The sequence below is a fragment of the Halogeometricum borinquense DSM 11551 genome (assembly GCF_000172995.2).
Taxonomy (GTDB): Archaea; Halobacteriota; Halobacteria; order Halobacteriales; family Haloferacaceae; genus Halogeometricum; species Halogeometricum borinquense.
In genome coordinates this window covers 667354-686503 of record NC_014729.1, presented here as the reverse complement: position 1 = coordinate 686503, position 19150 = coordinate 667354, and the positions used below count along the sequence as shown (strand labels likewise).

At 62.3% G+C, this 19150-nt stretch carries 21 protein-coding genes; 9 read left to right on the top strand and 12 right to left on the bottom strand.

All coding sequences use genetic code 11. The annotated features are described in order from the left end of the window. Positions 1-5 precede the first annotated feature (5 nt). The 4 genes from HBOR_RS03565 to HBOR_RS03550 form a co-directional block, all read right to left on the bottom strand. Positions 6-593 (bottom strand): cysteine hydrolase family protein, encoded by a 588-nt coding sequence (locus HBOR_RS03565; protein WP_006055094.1) that lies wholly within the window; start codon positions 591-593, stop codon positions 6-8. Next, the gene (locus HBOR_RS03560; RefSeq protein WP_006055095.1) at positions 586-1404 is read right to left on the bottom strand and encodes a YqcI/YcgG family protein; all 819 of its coding nucleotides are present in this window, start codon (positions 1402-1404) and stop codon (positions 586-588) included. The genes HBOR_RS03565 and HBOR_RS03560 overlap by 8 nt, the downstream gene beginning before the upstream one ends. Positions 1405-1482: 78 nt before the next feature. Continuing rightward, positions 1483-2985 carry a sodium:solute symporter family protein gene (locus tag HBOR_RS03555; RefSeq protein ID WP_006055096.1) on the bottom strand — a complete coding sequence of 501 codons (1503 nt, stop codon included), beginning with the start codon at positions 2983-2985 and terminating at the stop codon, positions 1483-1485. 3 nt (positions 2986-2988) lie between these two features. After that, entirely contained in the window at positions 2989-3210 is a 222-nt protein-coding gene (locus HBOR_RS03550) for a DUF3311 domain-containing protein (RefSeq protein WP_006055097.1), read from the bottom strand. Between the two features lie 317 nt (positions 3211-3527). Here HBOR_RS03550 and dnaG point away from each other — a divergent pair, with 317 nt between their 5' ends. Next, positions 3528-5204, top strand: a complete 1677-nt coding sequence (gene dnaG, locus HBOR_RS03545) for a DNA primase DnaG (protein ID WP_006055098.1) — start codon at positions 3528-3530, stop codon at positions 5202-5204. Between the two features lie 55 nt (positions 5205-5259). Here dnaG and HBOR_RS03540 read toward each other — a convergent pair whose 3' ends face one another. Both HBOR_RS03540 and HBOR_RS03535 read right to left on the bottom strand, forming a co-directional pair. Further along, complete coding sequence (locus HBOR_RS03540) at positions 5260-5676, bottom strand: GNAT family N-acetyltransferase (RefSeq protein WP_006055099.1); 417 nt, start codon at positions 5674-5676, stop codon at positions 5260-5262. Next, complete coding sequence (locus HBOR_RS03535; protein WP_006055100.1) at positions 5676-6983, bottom strand: DUF92 domain-containing protein; 1308 nt, start codon at positions 6981-6983, stop codon at positions 5676-5678. The genes HBOR_RS03540 and HBOR_RS03535 overlap by 1 nt, the downstream gene beginning before the upstream one ends. A 124-nt stretch (positions 6984-7107) precedes the next feature. On the opposite strand from HBOR_RS03535, the gene HBOR_RS03530 reads away from it, so the two are divergent. Beyond that, complete coding sequence (locus tag HBOR_RS03530; protein WP_006055101.1) at positions 7108-7716, top strand: undecaprenyl diphosphate synthase family protein; 609 nt, start codon at positions 7108-7110, stop codon at positions 7714-7716. Positions 7717-7830: 114 nt separating this feature from the next. On the opposite strand, the gene uppS is transcribed toward HBOR_RS03530, so the two are convergent. Further along, positions 7831-8763, bottom strand: a complete 933-nt coding sequence (gene uppS, locus HBOR_RS03525) for a polyprenyl diphosphate synthase (protein WP_006055102.1) — start codon at positions 8761-8763, stop codon at positions 7831-7833. Between the two features lie 173 nt (positions 8764-8936). Here uppS and HBOR_RS03520 point away from each other — a divergent pair, with 173 nt between their 5' ends. After that, positions 8937-9335 carry a DUF5778 family protein gene (locus HBOR_RS03520; RefSeq protein ID WP_006055103.1) on the top strand — a complete coding sequence of 133 codons (399 nt, stop codon included), beginning with the start codon at positions 8937-8939 and terminating at the stop codon, positions 9333-9335. 6 nt (positions 9336-9341) lie between these two features. Here HBOR_RS03520 and HBOR_RS03515 read toward each other — a convergent pair whose 3' ends face one another. Then, entirely contained in the window at positions 9342-9710 is a 369-nt protein-coding gene (locus tag HBOR_RS03515) for a hypothetical protein (protein ID WP_006055104.1), read from the bottom strand. A gap of 98 nt (positions 9711-9808) precedes the next feature. On the opposite strand from HBOR_RS03515, the gene ahbB reads away from it, so the two are divergent. The 5 genes from ahbB to lwrS all read left to right on the top strand — a co-directional run bounded on the left by ahbB (position 9809) and on the right by lwrS (position 13753). Further along, a complete protein-coding gene (gene ahbB / locus HBOR_RS03510; protein WP_006055105.1) occupies positions 9809-10900 on the top strand; it encodes a siroheme decarboxylase subunit beta in 1092 nt (363 codons plus the stop codon). A 144-nt stretch (positions 10901-11044) separates the two neighbouring features. Continuing rightward, positions 11045-11707, top strand: coding sequence for a precorrin-2 dehydrogenase/sirohydrochlorin ferrochelatase family protein (locus HBOR_RS03505; protein ID WP_006055106.1), 663 nt, complete (start codon positions 11045-11047; stop codon positions 11705-11707). After that, complete coding sequence (hemA, locus tag HBOR_RS03500) at positions 11704-13059, top strand: glutamyl-tRNA reductase (RefSeq protein WP_006055107.1); 1356 nt, start codon at positions 11704-11706, stop codon at positions 13057-13059. Before HBOR_RS03505 ends, hemA begins: the two co-directional genes overlap by 4 nt. A gap of 41 nt (positions 13060-13100) precedes the next feature. Further along, positions 13101-13376, top strand: a complete 276-nt coding sequence (locus HBOR_RS03495) for a 4a-hydroxytetrahydrobiopterin dehydratase (RefSeq protein WP_006055108.1) — start codon at positions 13101-13103, stop codon at positions 13374-13376. A gap of 2 nt (positions 13377-13378) precedes the next feature. Next, on the top strand, positions 13379-13753 hold the full coding sequence (gene lwrS, locus HBOR_RS03490) for an LWR-salt protein (protein WP_006055109.1): 375 nt from the start codon (positions 13379-13381) through the stop codon (positions 13751-13753). Between the two features lie 10 nt (positions 13754-13763). Here lwrS and HBOR_RS03485 read toward each other — a convergent pair whose 3' ends face one another. Then, positions 13764-14213: a hypothetical protein gene (locus tag HBOR_RS03485; protein ID WP_006055110.1), complete on the bottom strand. Its 450-nt coding sequence runs from the start codon at positions 14211-14213 to the stop codon at positions 13764-13766. A 158-nt stretch (positions 14214-14371) separates the two neighbouring features. On the opposite strand from HBOR_RS03485, the gene HBOR_RS03480 reads away from it, so the two are divergent. After that, positions 14372-15055, top strand: coding sequence for an HAD family hydrolase (locus HBOR_RS03480; RefSeq protein ID WP_006055111.1), 684 nt, complete (start codon positions 14372-14374; stop codon positions 15053-15055). A gap of 2 nt (positions 15056-15057) precedes the next feature. On the opposite strand, the gene HBOR_RS03475 is transcribed toward HBOR_RS03480, so the two are convergent. From HBOR_RS03475 to HBOR_RS03465, 3 genes are all read right to left on the bottom strand, one after another. Further along, the gene (locus tag HBOR_RS03475) at positions 15058-15819 is read right to left on the bottom strand and encodes a HalOD1 output domain-containing protein (RefSeq protein ID WP_006055112.1); all 762 of its coding nucleotides are present in this window, start codon (positions 15817-15819) and stop codon (positions 15058-15060) included. Between the two features lie 71 nt (positions 15820-15890). Continuing rightward, positions 15891-17834: a molybdopterin biosynthesis protein gene (locus tag HBOR_RS03470; protein WP_006055113.1), complete on the bottom strand. Its 1944-nt coding sequence runs from the start codon at positions 17832-17834 to the stop codon at positions 15891-15893. Next, entirely contained in the window at positions 17822-19099 is a 1278-nt protein-coding gene (locus HBOR_RS03465) for a molybdopterin molybdotransferase MoeA (RefSeq protein ID WP_006055114.1), read from the bottom strand. The genes HBOR_RS03470 and HBOR_RS03465 overlap by 13 nt, the downstream gene beginning before the upstream one ends. Positions 19100-19150 lie beyond the last annotated feature (51 nt).

Sequence of the window (19150 nt, the reverse complement as noted above, 5' to 3'; positions counted from 1 at the left end):
TGGCGTTACAGGCGGGTCAAAACGTCGTCAGTCGTCGCCACGTCCGCGAATTCGCGGTACAGATGCGCCAGTGCGGTTCGATGCATCTCCTCGGCCGAGTAGCGTTCGCCGTCCGGCCCTTCCCGGTCGAACGTCGCCGTCGCGTCGGAGACCACAATCGGAGCAAAGCCGAGATTCTCGGCCATTCGCGTCGTTGTCGAGATGCAGTGATCAGTCGTAAGACCGACGATAACGACCGTCTCGCAGTCGTTCTCGCGGAGCCACGACTCTAACTCGGTCCCGATGAACCCGGAGTTCACCTGCTTTGTGAACGTCGGTTCCTCGTCCACGGGTGCCGTTTCGGGCTTCCACGCGAATCCCGGACCGTCACCGCGCAGGGGTGAGGTCGGTTCAGTGGAGTCGTGACGGACGTGGGCGCGGGGGAAGTCTCTCTCGCGCCACGCGTCAAGGAGACGTGCGGCGTTGGATTCGGCGTCGGGATTGTTCCGGTCGCCCCAGCCGTCCGCGTCGAATCCAGTTTGCAGGTCCACGAGGACGAGTGCGGGCGCACTCGTCTCCGAGTCCGCCTCATCGGCAGCGCCGAACTCAGTCATCGGCGGCCTTGGGAGTGCGTTCGGTTCGTTGCGATGCGGCCTTCGGGTGTTCTCGGGTGATGACTATCGGACATTCGTCCGGCGAATCGTCGGGGTCCTCACGGAAGAGATACTGCGGCCACTCGCGGTCGGATTCGACGCCCCAGTCACCCAAGTCGGCGTGCGGACAGACACCGTCGTACTCCTCCATCCGCGACTGGATAGTTTCGCGGGCCTTCTGTCCCGCCTCGGTGTCGTGGGTGATGCCGTCGAACAGCGTGCGCGGTTGGAACGTGATTTCGAGGCCGACGGGGCAGTATCGACTCTTGCGTTCGTCGTAGAACGGCGCGCGACACGTCGGAAACATGGGTTCGCCGCCGAAACAGAACTCCCAGTGGGGGTCGTCAGGATCGGTCGGGATATCCTCGGGCCACGGTTCCGGGTCGTGAACGTGGAGGAACTGCAAGAGGTGCCACAGAATCTCGTGATAGTCACCCTCCGAGAACTCCCGTTCGGGCGGCTTGAAGAACGTCACGAACGACGTTCTCCCCGGTAAGTCACGGTACACGTCCAGATATTCCAAGAGCGCGTCGCGGAAGTCGAGAAGTGCGTCTTTGTCCGTCATCGACGGAACGGCAGTGTAGACGGGTTCGCCGTCGCGGACGGACTGTGCGCCGAAGAAACAGGGGAACGGTGTTCCGTTTCGCTCCCCGAGAAGTGCATCTGTAAAGGTCTCGAAGTGCCGAACAGCCCAATCCGGCATCTCACCTGCCTCAACGCGAGCGGCCATCGTCTCCTGATCGACGAGTGACTGCACGCCCGGTTCGTTCATACTCGCACCTTCGGCTGTGCGGGTATGAGCGCTTCGGATGTTCGAGAAACGGTCGAGAGTATGGCGACGGAGAGCGATTCAGTCGGCGCGACTGCCGACGGCGAACGTCCCGGCGTCTTCGTCCGCGGCCGCGGGAGTCAGATACGAGACGCCGACAGTGAGACCGAACGAGAGGAGCATTCCCCACAGTGCGAAGTCCCATCCGAAATATGTCCCACCGAACAGCGTTGTCCCGCTGACCGTCAGTTCGGGGAGGAACACGTGCAGGATGTAGAACACCTGCCCGCCGCCGATACCCGCGAGCATCCCCAGTTTGGTCGTCTTCGGCCAGTAGAGTGCGACCATCACCGGGAGCGCCATCTGTGCGAATCCGCCGAACGCGGTGTCGCCCACGTTGATGAGCGTCCCCGGTTGGAACAGGCTGGCGACGAACGACAGCGTGGCGAACACGGCGACGCCGATACGAGCGATCCACCCTTCCCGTTCGTCCGAGGCGGTCGGATTCACGAACGGTCGGTAGAGATCACGCGTGAGATACGACGACCCCGAGAGGAGCATCGAGTCCGAGGAGGACATCATCGCCGCCATCGCGCCCGCGACAACGAGCGCGGCGAACCAGACCGGCGTGTACTCGTTCAGGAGTGCGGGGATCACGTTGGATCCTTCGGGGACTTGCACGCCCAAGCCAGCGGCCCACGACCCGAGGAGGAAGGCGGGGACGAAAAGCAGGAGCACGAGAATCGGCCAGAGCGCGAACGACCGCTTCAGCACTCGGTCGTCCTTCGCCATGAAGAAGCGCTGGTTTATCTGCGGGAACATGATGACGCCGAAGGCGATGGTGACGGCCGTCGAAATCATCCATTCGGGCGAGTAGAGACCGCCGCCGAGTGCGAGAAACTCCGGTTTCGTCTCGGCCATCGACGCAGAGATGGCGGAGAGGCCGCCCGCGGAGCTAACGACCCACGCGACGGCCACCCAGACGATAGAGAGCATGAACAGTCCCTGTATCGTGTCGGTCCACGCGACGCCGCGAAGACCAGCGAGGACGACGTAGAGAATCATGAACACCGTGATGAGTGCGGCACCAGCCCAGTAGGGAACGGTCCCACCCGTCAGGCCGACGATAGCCTCGCCAGCACCCATCTGCTGGAGCATCACGTAGGGAAACAGCCAGAAGAGACTGATAGTGGCAACCATGGCGCGAAGCGCTCTCGAACCGAAGCGGTCGCCGAGCATCTCTCCCAGAGTGACGTAGCCCCGGTTCTGACCGATGAGCCACTGCCGATAGCCGACAGCGTACCAGAGAACCGCGAACAGAACGCCGTCCATCAACCCCATTACGAGAATCCATTCGGGCCCGGCACCGTAGGCGAGGTTGGGACCGCCGAAGAATGTAAACGCCGAAAGGAGCGTTGCAAACGTTGTGAACAGGAGGACGACGGTTCCCAACGACCGACTGGCGAGGTAGTAGTCCTCTGCGTCCCGACTCGTCAGGCGGTACGCGACGAAGCCGACGAGAAGCGAGACAACGAGATAGACGCCGACGACGCCCATCTGGACGAGCAGGTCGGATTCAGCCATCGGTTACATCTCCTCCGGTTCGACGTTCATACCGCGGTCCCACGCACCCAGCGTGAACAGGTAAAACGCCCCCGACGCGAGTACCATCCACCCAATGTGCCACCACAGCCAGACTGGCAGTCCCGCCCATGTGGCCGCATCCCGCCACAGAAACCACGGGATTGCAAACGTCACCAAGACGGCGAACACACCGACCCATACATAATCCGTCCTCGGTCGTGTCATCTGTCGTTGATTGCCTCTCGAAATTAGTAAGTATTGTTGTTTATGATTCGATCCTGCAATCTGAAGAAATATTTTCTTCAGAAGTGGCTTTTGAGGTGAATACACAGTATGATTTTGCGCACCTCACGAGGCCGTTCGACGGCAGCGACGGCGAGGACGCACGGGAAAGAACTTGTGGCCGAAACGACGACGAACGTCGAAATCAGTTGTGAGTACGATAGTTATTTGCCGTTAGCGACCCTTATATAAGGCCGTCACAGATCCGCTCGTGACATCATCACCAACATCATCTCATCACCCTGTAGGGGTGCTTCATCATGGACGATACAGCAAAATATCTCATTCACGCCGCGATCACTGCGGACGGCGTCGTCGAACGTTCCGATGTCGTCGGCGCCATTTTCGGGCAGACAGAAGGGCTGCTCGGCGACGATTTGGACCTCAGGGACCTCCAACAATCGTCGAAAGTCGGTCGCATCGACGTACAGATCGAAAGCGAAAACGGCCAGTCGTTCGGTAACGTCACCATCGCCAGCAGTCTCGACAAGGTGAAAACAGCGATCCTTGCCGCATCGCTGGAAACGATTACTCGCGTCGGTCCGTGTCAGTCGGACGTTCGCGTCACCGATATCGAGGACGTGCGCGAAGCCAAACGCCGCGAAGTCGTCGATAGAGCCAAGGAACTGCTCTCTACCTCGTTCGACGACAGCATCATGACCTCCTCGGAGATTCTCGAAGAGGTCAAAGAGAGCGTCCGCGTCGAAGATATCTCCGAGTACGAGGGACTTCCCGCAGGACCGCGCGTCCTCGACTCGGACGCCATCATCGTCGTCGAAGGACGGGCCGATGTCTTGACGCTCCTCCGCTACGGCGTCAAAAACGCCATCGCGGTCGAGGGGACGAACATCCCCGACGCAGTCGCCCGATTAACACAGGACCGCACGGTTACGGCGTTCTTAGACGGCGACCGCGGCGGCGAACTCATCCTGCGTGAACTCGTTCAGGTCGGTGACGTAGACTACGTGGCGTTCGCCCCCGACGGCCAGTCCGTCGAGGACCTCCAACGCCACGAGGTCATGTCCGCCCTGCGGAGCAAAGTCGCACTGGAGATGCTCCCGGCGGAGGGCAGTGTCCGTGAGGCGGCGACCGACGAACGTTCGGACACTGACGGTGAGTCATCGGACCCTCCTCAGGGGTCGCCGACGACTGAGTCGGCGACTCCATCCTCCGAGACGAGGACAGACGAGCGGTATCTTGACCCTAACGCGAGCGTCACCGTCAAACGGCTTGACGAGGACCTTCCGGTGGAGACGACGGACGCATCGGCGGAACGGCCGACAGACGTACTCCCCAGTGAACGGACAGCGGGAGGTATGCAAAAGACCGACGCCAGCGTCGAGGGCGAACACGAATCCGATGCCGACACCGCACTCGAAACCAACACTGATGCCGAAGTGAGCAGCGACGCATCGAGCGGTTCGAACGGCGTGGCGAGGACAGTCAGCGAGGCGGTTGAAACCGACGATTCCGTCGATTCGGATACGCAAGACACCGATGAAGCACCGACCGAAACCGACGCGAAGACTGAGAGCGAGACCCGGAGTGAACCCGGTTCTGGAACCGAAGCTGACGCGGCCGCAGTCGGGAGCGCTGAGACGGAATCGGACGCGGACGCCGACGAACGGATGCCGCAGTCACTTCGTGAACACGTTCGAGAGGTCATCCGCGGCGACACCGGAAGCGTTCGGTTTCTGAACGACGACTTCGTGACGGTCGAAGAACGGGACGCCACGGAGTCGTTCGACGCAATCCGCGACGCGGAGACACCACCCCACACCGTCGTTCTCGATGGGACGTTCGACCAACGTCTCGCTGACGTGTCGGCACAGCGCGGCGTTGAACACGCTGTCGCCGCCGAGACCGGCGACTTCGTCAAGAAGCCGGTGAGCGTCCGAGTTCTCACTGCGGACCAACTGCTCGAAATCGGCGAGTAAGCATGTGTTCGACAGTCTCGTGGCACTCACGCGACGATTTCTCGCATCCGGGATCTCACTCGACAGTCCGACGGTACACGACTGCGTCGTCGTTATCGAAGTAGCCCGGCCGGCAGTCAGATTCCTCGAATCCCACCGACTCGTACAGCGACCGCGCCGCGTCGTTTCCGGCGGCGACGGTCACTGTCACCGCCGACTCCGCAGGACGTTCGTCGAACAGTGCTTCGAGTAAGTCTCGCGCGCGACCCGTGCGTCGGTACTCGGGATGAACGACGAGTTCAGCCACGTGACAGCCGTCATCGGATGCGACAGCGAGAAGATACCCCACAGGACGATTCCGGTGGGCCGTCGAAACGAAAACAGTGCCGACCACGTCCGCCGCCGCCAGAAGGTCGGGTGCTGGCTCGGCGAGGAACGACTGGAGGCGTGAAAGTGTCTCGTACTCGCCGGGACGGGCGCGGCGAACCGACATCAGAAGAGAACGAACGCCGCACCCGTACTGATGGCGGCACCAACGAGCGTCGCAGAGAAGTTGACCGCCTCATTGCCGATCCGTGCTCCCTCGACAGTCGCACCGAGGAAACTATCGACCGTCATGCCCGCGAGTCCGCCGAGGAGGACTACAGCACCGCCGAGGAGACCTGTTACGCCGGAGAGGAGGAACGCAGCGATGGCGGCGACGATGGCGGAACCGACGAGGCCCGCTAACTCGCCTTGCCAGGTCACGCCGCCGTCGGTGCCGGGGTCAACCCGTTCGAGCGTCGTGATGAGACGCGGGTTGTCGTACAGCCCCCCGATTTCCGAAGAGAGCGTGTCACTCAACGCGGCCGCCATCGAACCCGCGAAGGCGTACTGAAAGAGCATTCCATCGACGGCTGTGTGCGCGCTGGCTGCGAATCCGATGACTGAAGCGAGGGCGACGGCGGCATTACCGAAGACGTTGCGAGTCCCACGTGCGCCGTCGTTATCCTCCGCAACACCGCGGTCTAGCTTCTCGTCGTACCTGAACTTCGTCGAGAGTGCGCCGATGGCGAAAAACGACATCAGCACGGCGAACCAGCCGAATCCGCCGAAGACGGTAACGAGGAGGCTGAGGAGTACGCCCGACAACATCCCCGAAACAGACGCCGCTTTGAGTACGTACGAGACGAGTCCGAATGCGACGGTAAGCGCGAGTGCGGCGGCGATCTCGACGGTCCCGATGGCTCCCGACAGTGCGTCGAACGACCAAAGTAGGAGACCGGTCGAGAGCATCACCAGCGGGTCGTCACGCTCGAAGAGCATCTCGCGGAAGAGCGCGGCGACGATTGCGCCGGCGGATGCGAGGAAGACGAACAGTGGGTACGCTGTCGGGAGCGTTGTCGCGGTAGCGACCCCGACCTGCCCGAGTACCCCACCGAGGAATCCGCCGACGACGAATCCGGACGTCCCCAAGAACGGGTCGTCGGAAACGGCGGCGACGCATTGCTTCCCGAGATTCCCGTACGAGAGGACAAGCACGGCAGCGACGAACAGTGAGACGGGCATATCAACCGCCACAACCAGAATAGCGAGTCCTGCGGCGGCGAGTGCGAAGCCAGCAAGACCATTCAGTCGGCCGTCTTGGTGGTCGCCGGGGCGGGCAAACACCTCGAAGAGCGGCCCGTCGGTGACGACGAACGCTGCGAGGAGAGCAATGGCGACGAACGGGGCGAACGTCGCCGCCTTCAGTACCGGCGCAGCGAGTGCTAGCGTCCCAACGACGGCGAATCCGCCCGCCCGCCGGAGCGTCGATTGCACACAGTCGGGTATCGCAGACTCGCACTTAACCCTCCCGACATGGGTCATCGCGTTTGTACGACTTTGTTGGACCGCGACAACCCGAATCGGAGACGTTTAGCGGTGGGAGGACGCACCGAGAAGCGTGGGACTGTACGACGGTTACCTCGCACTTCGACATCGACTGCACGACGCCGACTCCCCCTCGCACGTTGCGGTTGTGATTACCGAACGTGACCTCCTCGAACAGGGAGCCTACGAGACACTCGAACGGTTCCTCCGCTGGGCGTTCGAGTTCGGTGCCGAACGCGTCACTGTCTCGGTGAGCGTACTCGACGAAGCCGTCGTTCCGACGCTGGAACGCGAACTCCGCGACATCGAATCGCCGCGCTCGATGGCCGTCCGCGGACCGGGTGACAGAGAACGCGCCGACGAACCGGTGCAGGTGAGCATCGGACTCGGCGGCAAACGCGAGTTCGCCGACGTGGTCCGCGATATCGCAGAAGACGTGGACGCGGGCGACCTTTCGCCGGAGGACATCGGGGCAGAACACGTCGAGGAACGACTGGTCTTTCAGGACGAACCCGACTTGCTCATCAAAACCGGCGCGGAACGGCTCTCAGACTTCATGATCTGGCAGTCGGTGTACTCGGAACTGTACTTTACCGACGTGAACTGGCGGGACTTCAGAAAGCGCGATTACCTACGAGCGGTGTTGGACTTCCAGAACCGACAGCGGCGATTCGGTCGATAGCCCGAATTTCGTCGGATGTGTCCGACACCGGTTCGGTCGATAGCCCCACATCGACTCAGCTACCGGTCCTACGTCTGGTACATCAAGCACGACTCCAGAACCAGCTAGTACTGCTCAGTCCGCCGCTTCGGTGTCGCCCTGTCGCTCCAACTCCGCAGCAACCTCTTCGGCACCGGCGGAGGGTAGTTTCTCGCGGAGGCGGGCGGTGACGGCCCTCGCCTCGGCCAGTTCCGTCTCAGCGACCGAGCGGACGAGTGCGACGGCGCGTTCGGTGCGGGTGCGCTGCCACGACTTCTCGCGTGACTCGTACGTCCGGAGGCCGCGGAGGAAGTCCACTTTCGAGAACTCCGGCCAGTACGGTGCGCAGAAGTAGACGGCCGCCTCGTTGCCGTTGGCGTGCCACGGGAGGAAGTTCGAGGTTCGCTCAGCGCCGCCGGTGCGGATGATGAGGTCAACGTCGCGGGTGGGATGCTGACACAGTCTGCTGTCGATTTCTTCGACGGTAACGTCGTCGGGCGAGAGCGTTCCAGAGGTAACGTCGCGGGCCACGTCGCGGACGGCACCGAGGAGTTCCGCCCGGCCGCCGTAGGCGAGGGCGATGTTGAGGCAGAACCCGTCGTAGCCGCGTGTCCGACTTTCGGCATATTCTATCGCCTCACGGACGCGCGGTGGGAGACGGTCGGTCTCACCAATCGTGCAAATACGGACGCCGGCTTCGTGAACGCGTTCGGCGTCTGCGAACTCGTACAGTTTCTCTTCGATGAGGTCGAACAGGGGTTCAAGTTCCTCCTGCGGGCGGTCGAAGTTCTCCGTCGAGAAGGTGTACAGCGTCAGTTCCTCGACACCGAACTCCTCGCACCAGTGAAGGACCTGCTCAGCCGTCTTTGCGCCTTCCTTATGGCCGTCCGGAGCCTCATCGCCGCGGCGACGGGCGTATCGTCGGTTCCCGTCCTGAATGATGGCAACGTGTGCGGGACCGCCTCCAAGTTCACGGCGGAGCATCCGCTCGTATGCGCCGTTGAACTGCCGACGAAGCCACTGTCTCATTGGAGGGGAAACCGCGCCGACACATATGTTTCTTTTTGTTCACTCACTCCACGCAGCCGAGTTCGTCGGACTGTATCCGTCGATAGTTACGTTCTCGCGGAGGTTCAGCACCAACCGGCCCGGCCGAGCGACGAATCGCCATCCGTTTATCCTTCGTCGTTCACCATTCACGCATGAGCGAGACCGTAGACGATGACCTCTACAAGCGAACGCTTGCACTCCTCGAACCCGGCGACATCGAACTCGTGGGCGCGATCATCCACACCGACCTCTCCGGGCAGGAGGATCTGGAGATGCACGAACTCACCGTCGAGATAAACGAGGTTATCGCAGACCACGCCGAGAAGGGCGAGACGTACATCTACGCCGGAAACGACACGCCCGACTTCGCGTCGAACCAGTTCCAAGGTCTCACTCTCGACGACGATGCGTTCGTCTGGGAGTGCCAGCAACTTCTCCGTAACGGCACGTTCGACCTCGTGTTCTACTACGAGGCGAACGTCGATCAGGACGCGCTGACGGCCGACCTCGAAGCCGTAGAACACATCGACCGCGTGAGACCCGTCCCCTGAACGACCTCAGACAGGATTAAAGCGGCGGCGAACGCCGCCGATGGCGACGCCAACGATAGCGGACAGAAGACCGCTGATTCCCGCACCGACGATAGCGTACCCGACACCGAACCAGACGCCGACGAAACTCTGGTCGGTGAATAGTTTCGAACCACTGAGAAGACTCAGTACGGCGATTCCGACGCCGAAGACGAACCACGCCGACCATCCGGCGAGGCCCGCGTCACGGTACTCTTTCTCAAAGGATCGAGAGACACTACCGGCGACGAGACCACCGAGAACACCGAACGGGAGGAGGGTCATCCCCGCCAGTTCGGCGGCGATTGTGAGGGCGAGTTGGACGAGGGACCCGAACAGGATGGCACGTTTGTCCATGTGTCATGTTATAGATTTTATGTCATAATTATTGGGCGTTCGGACCACCGAATCGCCTGCTTCGGGATACTTATCCTCGCAGGATTGCAAGGGAACCTATGAGCAGGGCCGACGTCGATACAGCCGAACTGACGGATCTCGACCGGGCCATCATCAACGCCTTTCAGGGCGGATTTCCGGTGGTCGAGCGGCCGTTCGAACCGGCCGCAACGGCACTCCGCGAGCGCGGTGTAGACGTGACCGCTTCCGAACTCGTCGAACGAGTCCGTCATCTTGACGACGCGGGCGTGTTGACGCGGTTCGGCGCACTCGTCAACGCGGAGGAAATCGGCGGGACGGCGACCCTTGTCGCCATGCACGCTCCCGAGGACCGATACGACGAGGTGGCAGAACAGGTGAACGCCCACCGAGAAGTCGCGCACAACTACGAACGCGAACACCCGCACCTCAACATGTGGTTCGTCGTCAGCGTCGCCGACGAGAGTCGCGTCGAGGAAGTGCTGGGCGAGATTGAAGAAGAGACGGGACAACCGACGTACAACCTCCCCAAACAGGACGAGTTCCGCGTCGAAGCGAAGTTCATGCTGGACGGTCCCGTTCCGGACGGCGATGTGGACCTCTCGGACCGCGGCCCGTCGGTCACCCCCGAGGACCGCCGGACGCTGACGCCGGACGAACGCGACCTCGTGTTGGAGATTCAGGGCGGACTCCCAATCTCTGCGACGCCGTACGCGGACGTGGCGGCCGAACTCGAAACGGATACCGAGTGGGTCGTCCGGACGATAAAACGGTTCAACCAAGAGGGTAAAGTCCGTCGAGTCGGCGTCATCCCGAACCACTACGCCCTCGGCTACACTGAGAACGGCATGACCGTCTGGAACGTCCCCGACGACGTGGTTCAGGAGGTCGGCCCGGCCGTCGCCTCACTGGACTTCGTGACGCACTGTTATCGGCGGCCGCGACACGAGGGCGTTTGGCCGTACAACTTCTTCGCCATGACGCACGGGCGCTCGGAAGCAGAGAGCCAAGAACGCATCGAACAGGTGCGCGACGTGATGGCCGAGTACTGGGACGTGGGCGACCAGACGACCGACGACGAGCAGGGCGACTGGGACACCCTGTTCTCGACGCGCATCCTGAAGAAGACCGGAATTAGGATGGCCGAACGGGCAGACGCGAACACGGAGTAGGCCGAACATAGAGTAGGCCGAAACGAGGGAGACCGAACACGGAGGAGACCATACGATGGTGGGGCACACAGAGACAGTGAGAAAGACAGAAATGAAGGGGAAAATGGAACCCGAGGAGAAACGTGAGATGGAGGCTACCGACCGATGATACCGCTGTACCACGACTTCACGGATGAGTCCGTCCTCGTCTTCGGCGGCGGCCCCGTCGGCGCGCGGAAAGCCCGTCGCTTCGCCGCCGAGGCGAACGTAATCGTCGTCAGTCCGAGGTTCGAGGAGGACGACTACGGCGACGCCGAGTGTGTTCGGGCCGAACCGACGCCCGACGACGTCAGTGACTGGGTATCGCGGGTCGAACCGGCGTTAGTCGTCGCGGCAACACCTGACGGCGGGGTGAACGACGCCGCCGAACGCGCCGCACAGGAGACGGGTGCACTCGTGAACCGCGCCGACGAGAGCGCCGCCGCAGGAGACGGCGACCGAGCAGCGAGAAGCGCCGTCGTTCCGGCAACCATCGAGGACGGCGACGTGCGCGTGGCGATATCGACGGGCGGGGCGAGTCCAGCGCTGGCGAAGTACCTGCGCGAGCGGATCGAGTCAGAAATCGACGGTGCAGGCGCGATGGCGGAGTTGACGGGACAACTCCGTCAAGAACTCCGCGAGACCGACTATACGCCCGATGAACGACGGGCGGCGGTCCGCGCCGTAGTACAGTCCCCGAAGGTTTGGAAGGCTTTACGTACAGGGGAATCTAAAGCCCGCCAAGAGGCAGACCGCGTGATACGGAACACAGTCGGAGGTGAAAGATGAGAAACGCAGGAGTCATCTCTGGAGTTCGTGTGTCTCACGACCACGCGACCGTAGACGAGGTCGCGTCGGCGTCCGACGACGACGTTCGTACCACCGTCGAATCGCTCCTCACTAACGAGGAGGTCTCGGAGGCGTTCGCCCTCCACACGTGCAACCGGGCCGAAGCCTACGTCGTCACCGACGCGCAGGCCACCGGCCGACGGGCACTCACCGACTTCGCACCCGACGTGCGGGACGGGGCGGTCGTCGAGATGGACCACGAGCAGAGCCTCCGTCACCTGATGCGAGTCGCGGCGGGACTCGAATCGCTCGTCCTCGGCGAGGACCAGATTCTCGGCCAAATCAAGCGGTCGTTCGAGGAGGCACGAGGCGCGGGCGGTATCGGTCCGATGCTGGACGATGCCGTGACGAAGGCAATCCACGTCGGCGAACGCGCACGCACAGAGACCGAAATCAACGAGGGGGCGCTGTCGCTCGGCTCGGCCGCGGTTCGGCTCGCAAAGTCCGAAACGACACTTGACGGCGCGACAGCGTTAGTCATCGGCGCGGGCGAGATGGGGACGTTGGCGGCAGAATCACTCGCTGCTGCGGGTATCGGCGAACTGGTCGTCGCAAACCGGACGCTTCCGCACGCAGAGCACGTCGCCGAAGAGGTTGACGTTCCGGCGCGCGCCCTTCCGCTCAGTGCCGTCGAAGCAGCCATCGAAGCAGCAGACGTGGTCATTTCAGCGACGGGCAGTCCCGAGTACGTTCTTTCGTCGCCCCACGTCGAAACGAGCGGCGAGACGACACTGATCGACCTCGCACAACCGCGCGACGTTGACCCTGCCGTCGATTCGCTTCCCGACATCGTCGTTCACGACATGGACGGATTAGAGGCGGTCACGGACGAAACGCGCGAACTGCGGCGCGAGGCGGCCGAACGAGTAGAATCTATGATAGACGACGAGTTCGAGCGGCTCTTGAAGTCGTTCAAACGGAAACGTGCCGACCGAGCCATCAGCGGCATGTACGAGGCCGCAGAGGAGGTCAAACAGCGGGAACTGGAGACGGCTCTGGCGAAACTCGACGCACAGGGAGAGTTGACCGACGACCAGCGAGAAACCGTCGCTGCGCTGGCGGATGCGCTGGTCGGCCAACTGCTCTCCGCGCCGACGAAGAGTCTCCGCGAGGCCGCCGTTGAGGACGACTGGGACACCATCCAGACGGCGATGACGCTGTTCGATCCCGACTTCAGCGGCGGGGAACCGTCGTTCGACACGCCCTCAGGACCGCGTGGAGCGATACCCGAAGACGCGTCTAACGACGCAGACGACGGTCAGCACGTCCTCGAAAGTCTCGCGGACGACTGATTGGGAGAAAGATTATTCTCTCGGCGTCCGAGACGCCGACCATGGCCGAACTACTTGACGACGACGAGATAGAGAGCCAACTCCCCGACGAGTGGGAACGCGACGGCGACGAGATCACGAAGACGTACGAGTTCGACGACTACCTGAGGGGAATCGAGTTCGTCACGAAGGTGGGCGAAGTTGCAGAAGAAGAGTTCCACCATCCCGAAATAATCGTCGGCTACAAAACGGTCGAAGTGCGCCTTACCAGCCACGAAGAGGGTGGAATCACGGAAAAAGACATCCGCCTTGCGGACCTATTCGACGACGAACGATAGCCGTGAATGCCGCGTACGTCTTTCGCGTCCAGTTCAGACTCGACCCAGCGTCCGGAGTTCGAACGAACCCGAGGTCGTTCGAGACCGTCGTTGAAGTTCCTGCCGACGAACCGGGCGAGGGCGATTGGCTGTTCTTCCGCAACACGCTCTGGCGGGGTGAAGTCAACGACGACCGGTACGCACGTGAACTCGCCGAAGAGTGGCTCTCCCTCCCGGTCGAGTCCGTCTCGTTCAGCGAGTTGCGTGCTGACGAGGCGTACATGGAGGCGTTGCGCACGGAGATTGCTGCAGACCTCACGCTGTTTAATGCTGACTCCACCCGCGAAGTGCTTCACAAGTATCTGGGGTCGAGTATTCGAATCGAGGACGATAGCTGAGAGCCGTTCGTTACGCGCTATCGAGCAGTTCGATGTCAACCAACTCCAGTTCGGGGACCGTTTTATTGCCACCGAGCGTGTCGTATTCGTGTAGCCCGGTTACCTTCCCCCAGAGAGTGATCTGATCGTTTTCTCGGTACGGGTCACCCGTCCACGTTCCCCAGAGGTAATCATCGTCAAAAAGGCCATCCTGCGGAACGCCGATAATGTACTCGTGTAACCCATCATCTGACGTAACGACATCGGCGATGTAGACATCCTCGAAAACGACGTACTCACCCTTGTACTGGCTGTTATCCCGGTACAACGATTCGTGTTTTACAGCGGAAGCGTTCTCCTTTATCTCATCGAGAGAGGGCGTGGTGGTGCCTGAAGCACCGTTCGAGGGACCGGAACAGCCGGCAATTGCAATCGCTCCGCCCACACTGCCGAGTTCCGCGAGGAACCGCCTTCTAAACATAGAACAAATTTATAGTGGACGCCAATGAGAATTTCGAAAGAAGTGAAACCGGACCGCTCAGTCGTGATTTGTGACGTTCTTTCCGGTGTGAGATATGGGATATGCCGATAGTAACGGCGAAAAGCACTTAGCTATAGATCGCATATAATTGATTTCCGATGGTTGCCGACGCGTACGACTTCTGGCTATTCGACCTCGACGGCACGCTCGTAGACGCCGACTGGTCGTACACCCGCGAGGTGTTCGACCGCGTGGGCGACCGACTCGGCCGGGAGTTCACCGACCGTGAAGCCGAGATCATCTGGCACGGCCTCGGCGGGGCACGTGACCCACAACTGCGCGCGTGGGATATCGATCCCGACGACTTCTGGCCCGCCTTCCACGCCGTCGAAGACCCGCAGGCACGCGCGGAGGCGACGTATCTCCACGACGATGCCACTGACCTCCTCGCAGACCTCGTAGACGACCGACCGGTGGGCGTCGTCACTCACTGTCAGCAGTTCCTCGCTGATCCGGTGATCGACCACCTCGACGTCCGCGACTGGTTCGATACCGTCGTCTGTTGTACCGAAGAGTTGGGGTGGAAACCGGACCCAGAACCAGTCCATCACACGATGAAGGCGCTGGGTCTCGACCCCAACTCAGACAGTCAAGGCGTCCTCGCCGGTGACGGGTCCAGTGATATCGGGGCCGCATGGAACGCCGGACTTGACGGCATCCACGTCGAACGGCACACACCCGAACGGCGCGGGCGGTGCGTGCTTGCTGACGTACGCGTCGAGACGTTCGAGGATTTACGGAACCGACGCGTCGCTACCGACGGCGGATTCGTCGTAGACTGAACTTACTCCGCGTCCGTCTCGGGAAGAGGACGAACCGAAATGAAGCCGTCGCTGGAGACGGAGAGTTCCCACTCTTCGTACGGGAACCGGACCTGAATATCGTAGCGCGGCGTCTCGCTCGCTCGCGGTTCGAGTAACGAATCCAACGCATCCATATCCAACGAGGAGAACAGCGGTTCGGCTTCGAGGGCGTCGATACCGGTGTACGCCTCCATCACTTGGGCAATAGTCGTGGCGAGTTCGTCGTCCACTTCCCAGTCGTGGACGCCGATAACCGTCCATGCATCGTTCACACTCTCTGCGGGGAACGTATCGACGGCTTCTTCGACCGCATCGCACGGCCGGCCGTCGAACAGCATCTCCTCGTCGATGGTCGGCGTTTGGTTCTGCTTTGCAAGTTCGCGCACGCGCTCGATAACGGCTGCAATATCGCCCTCGTCACCCTTGCGAATGTATTCAGAGACACGGGCTTCGAGTGCGTCGAGAGCGACGGTGTCCCATCCTTTGGCGGTGTAGAAGACGATAGGTATCGACGGCTCTCGCTGGCGTGCGGCGACGATGAACGGCGTATCGTCCGGGAGTCGAAGCGAGTCGCTGACAAGACAATCGACAGACTGCGATTCGAGTGTATCGAGACCCGCAACCGCATCCGATGCCGTCACCATCTCGAGTTCGTCACTCGCCGCTTGATCGAAAGAGAACGCAGAAAGCTCCAATAAGTCCGGATCGTCGTCCACGTGAAGGACCGTCGCGCGAGGGACCATGTGAGACAATTAGTGGCATATCACTAAAGTTTTCGTGGCGGTAGAAATGTAATAATACGGAACTGTATTGCTTACCGATTATATCCGGAGAGTTCGTCGAACACGTCGTCAGCGTCACTGAGAAGCGCTGTGATCGCTTCAACGCTCGGCTTCTCCGTTCTGTCGGGGTTCGCGTGGACACGAACGGACTCGTCTCCGACTCGGATGAACCCCATATCAAGCTCATTTGCGGTGGCGCGTAATCCGAGTCCGGCGTCAGCTTTTCCTCGCAGGACGGCTCTTGCGGGACTCTCCGTCGCCTTCGTCGTCAACTCGAAGCCGTCGATCCGCGCTGTGAGTTCGCGTTTCGACGTATCGCGTTCGGCCGCGAGTTCGTCAAGAGCAGCATCGAGACTTGCACGGAGACCGGCGTTTGTATCACGGTTGACGAACCGCAGGTCACGCGCGACGAGGTCGGAGAGTCCGGATACGTCATCGGGGTTGCCTGCGGGGACGATAAGCCCCCACTCGCGCGTCCAGCCGCCGATATCGACGCTTTCGACGGTTCGTTCGGTTGGTCCGGCGACGACGGCGACATCCGGCACGCCGTCGCGGAGGCGGCGCAGACCCTCGCGGCTTCCGACGGGGAGGTAGCGCGGCGAGTCGAGTCTGTCGAGGAGTCGGGACAGTGCCGGGTCATCCTCACCCACGCCGAGGAGCGTCGGCGCACGTACGTCCGGTGAGAACAGACGTACCTCGACAGACTCCCCGTCGGCGAGGTACTCGGTGTCTGGATGAACTTCGACCACGCCGTCGGCTTCGACCAGCGAGGTGGTTGCCCCGCTTCCTTTGTCCACCGGGTAGACGAGCGTCTCGCCGGACTCGTTTTCGAGGAGGCCGACGGGCATGAGTCGCAGTCGGCCCTCGGCGTACCGTTCCCGGACGGCCATCGACCCCGAGACGGTCGCGGTTTGAGGGTTTGGAAGCCCGGCAGCGCGACGGATAGCGGGCGCGACAAACGTCTGGAAGATCGTAAGCGCAGAGACGGGATAGCCCGGGAGACCGACGTACGCGGAGGGCGAGTCGGTCGCCGCGGTGTCCCCTTTGTTCTCACTCTTGGCACCACGCTCGCCGCCGAGAGTACCGACGAGCATCGGCTTGCCCGGTTTGACCGCGACGCCGTGCAGGAGGAGTTCGCCGCGTTCCTCGATGACGCGGTAGATAACGTCTACGGCGGAGGCGGAGGTGGATCCGGAGGAGAGCACTAAATCGCACTCCTCGGCCGCCTGCACGAGGATTCGCTCCATCTCTTCGTAGTCGTCTCCCGCATGCGGATACATACGAACCTCGCCGCCAGCCTCCTCAACGCCGGTGGCGATGGTGTAGCTATTCACGTCGTAAATCTGTCCGGCGTCGCTGTTCAGCGGGTCACCGGGGCGGACGAGTTCGTCACCGGTTGAGATAATTCCGACAGTCGGTTTGCCGCGGACAGGCACCTCGTCAACGCCGAGCGCCGAAAGCAGGCCGATTTCGCGGGGCGTCAGGTACGTCCCGGGACCGAGTGCGCGCGCACCGGCGGCTACGTCCGCGCCCGCAAGCATCACGCTGTCGCCCGGTGCGACGGCGTCGCGGACGACGAGCGTTCCGTCGCGTTCCTCGGTTCGTTCGACGATGACGACGGCGTCCGCGCCGTCTGGCATCACCGCACCGGTGGAGATTTCGGCCGCTTCGCCTTCTCCGACGACCACGTCGGGTTCGACTCCGGCGTGTACCTCCCCGATGAGTTCGAGTTCCGCCGGCGACGCTTCGTCCGCACCGAACGTGTCGCGGGCGCGGACGGCATACCCATCCATACTTGCTCTGTCGAATCCGGGCACGTCCATCTCGGCGTCGATCCGTTCGGCGAGGACACGACCGCGCGACTCTCGCAGGGGGACTCTCTCGGTTTCGGGCGTCAGATCCAGCCCCGCGATGGCCTCGTGCGCCGCCTCCGGGGCGGCCAAGTCGCGGAACTCCTTTCGGCTCACGCCGACCACTCCCAGCCTTCGACAGTCACGGTTTCACCCTTGGCGTATCCTTCCGTCTCCTCGGGGACGGCAACCCACCCATCAGCGAGTGCGACGGAGGAGAGAACGCCCGACCCGGAGGTACGAGTCGGTTCGGCGATTCGTTCGACCGGGTCGTTTCCACCGTTGTCCCCCTCGTCGTTCTCCTCGCGGAGGCGAACGCGCGCGAACGTCCGCACACCGGGCTCGCTCGGTATCTTCCGTTCGAGACGGGCCTCGACAGACGGGTACGGGCGGCCGTCGAGGTGGCCGACGTGCTTCAGGAGCGGACGGAGGAACTGGACGGCGTTGACGATGCAGGCGACAGGATAGCCGGGGAGCATCACGACCGGTGTGTCCTCGACGACGCCGAGGGCGACAGGATGCCCCGGTTTCAGGGCGACACCGTGGACGAGTACCTCGCCCAGTTCGTCCACGACTTCGGGAATCAGGTCGCGCTCGCCGACGGAGGAGCCGCCGGTCGTCACAACCACGTCCTTTGTCAGATCCCGTTGGACGGCTGCACGGAGAGCGGCCGGGTCGTCGGTCACTACATTGCGGTACGTCGCCACGCCGCCCCATCGGTGAACCAACCGCGAGACGGTGAGTCCGTTCGTCTCGACGACCTCCCCCGGTTCAGGATCGGACTGAACGAGTTCTTCGCCGGTCGGGATCACACCGACCGTCGGCCGGTCGTACACCGTCACTTCGTCGCGGCCGACGGATTTCAGCAGCCCGAGGTCGGAGGGGCGAAGTTCGTGACCGATATCGAACAGTTCCTGTCCTTCCGCCACATCTTCGCCCGCATCGCCGACGTTCTCTCCCTCGGTAACGGCGTCGAACACCTCTAATTCGCTGCCGACGACGTCCGCGTGTTCGACCATGACTACGGCGTCCGCACCCGGCGGGAGTTCGCTCCCCGTGTGGACGCGGACGGCTGATCCCGGTTCGACAGCGGCGTCGGCGTCTGATTCGGCCTCGCTGACTGCCACGCGGAGAATCGAGGGTGACCGGTCCGATGCACCGAACGTGTCTTCGGCGCGGACGGCCCACCCGTCCATCGCCGCGCGGTCGTAGTTCGGGACCGGATTCGCTGCGGTGACTGCCTCCGCAAGGGATCGACCGTCCACCCGCCCGAGCGGGAGCGTGTCAGTCCGTTGGTGCGGTGTCGCCGCCGCAAGAAGCGTCTCCCGTGCGTCGGCGAGCCGCGTGCGCTCTTTGAACCCGGCGGTCTGCCGGTCGTGCGCGTTCGTCATGGCCGGGAGTTGGCGGGCGGAGCATAAAAGGCTCCGCGCGTCGAGCGCGCG

What these genes read in the sequence shown, in the direction of transcription:
- HBOR_RS03565 (WP_006055094.1), bottom strand. Translation starts at nt 593, where the DNA reads ATGACTGAGTTCGGCGCTGCCGATGAGGCGGACTCGGAGACGAGTGCG.
- HBOR_RS03560 (WP_006055095.1), bottom strand. Translation starts at nt 1,404, where the DNA reads ATGAACGAACCGGGCGTGCAGTCACTCGTCGATCAGGAGACGATGGCC.
- HBOR_RS03555 (WP_006055096.1), bottom strand. Translation starts at nt 2,985, where the DNA reads ATGGCTGAATCCGACCTGCTCGTCCAGATGGGCGTCGTCGGCGTCTAT.
- HBOR_RS03550 (WP_006055097.1), bottom strand. Translation starts at nt 3,210, where the DNA reads ATGACACGACCGAGGACGGATTATGTATGGGTCGGTGTGTTCGCCGTC.
- dnaG (WP_006055098.1), top strand. Translation starts at nt 3,528, where the DNA reads ATGGACGATACAGCAAAATATCTCATTCACGCCGCGATCACTGCGGAC.
- HBOR_RS03540 (WP_006055099.1), bottom strand. Translation starts at nt 5,676, where the DNA reads ATGTCGGTTCGCCGCGCCCGTCCCGGCGAGTACGAGACACTTTCACGC.
- uppS (WP_006055102.1), bottom strand. Translation starts at nt 8,763, where the DNA reads ATGAGACAGTGGCTTCGTCGGCAGTTCAACGGCGCATACGAGCGGATG.
- HBOR_RS03520 (WP_006055103.1), top strand. Translation starts at nt 8,937, where the DNA reads ATGAGCGAGACCGTAGACGATGACCTCTACAAGCGAACGCTTGCACTC.
- HBOR_RS03515 (WP_006055104.1), bottom strand. Translation starts at nt 9,710, where the DNA reads ATGGACAAACGTGCCATCCTGTTCGGGTCCCTCGTCCAACTCGCCCTC.
- ahbB (WP_006055105.1), top strand. Translation starts at nt 9,809, where the DNA reads ATGAGCAGGGCCGACGTCGATACAGCCGAACTGACGGATCTCGACCGG.
- HBOR_RS03505 (WP_006055106.1), top strand. Translation starts at nt 11,045, where the DNA reads ATGATACCGCTGTACCACGACTTCACGGATGAGTCCGTCCTCGTCTTC.
- hemA (WP_006055107.1), top strand. Translation starts at nt 11,704, where the DNA reads ATGAGAAACGCAGGAGTCATCTCTGGAGTTCGTGTGTCTCACGACCAC.
- HBOR_RS03495 (WP_006055108.1), top strand. Translation starts at nt 13,101, where the DNA reads ATGGCCGAACTACTTGACGACGACGAGATAGAGAGCCAACTCCCCGAC.
- HBOR_RS03485 (WP_006055110.1), bottom strand. Translation starts at nt 14,213, where the DNA reads ATGTTTAGAAGGCGGTTCCTCGCGGAACTCGGCAGTGTGGGCGGAGCG.
- HBOR_RS03480 (WP_006055111.1), top strand. Translation starts at nt 14,372, where the DNA reads ATGGTTGCCGACGCGTACGACTTCTGGCTATTCGACCTCGACGGCACG.
- HBOR_RS03475 (WP_006055112.1), bottom strand. Translation starts at nt 15,819, where the DNA reads ATGGTCCCTCGCGCGACGGTCCTTCACGTGGACGACGATCCGGACTTA.
- HBOR_RS03465 (WP_006055114.1), bottom strand. Translation starts at nt 19,099, where the DNA reads ATGACGAACGCGCACGACCGGCAGACCGCCGGGTTCAAAGAGCGCACG.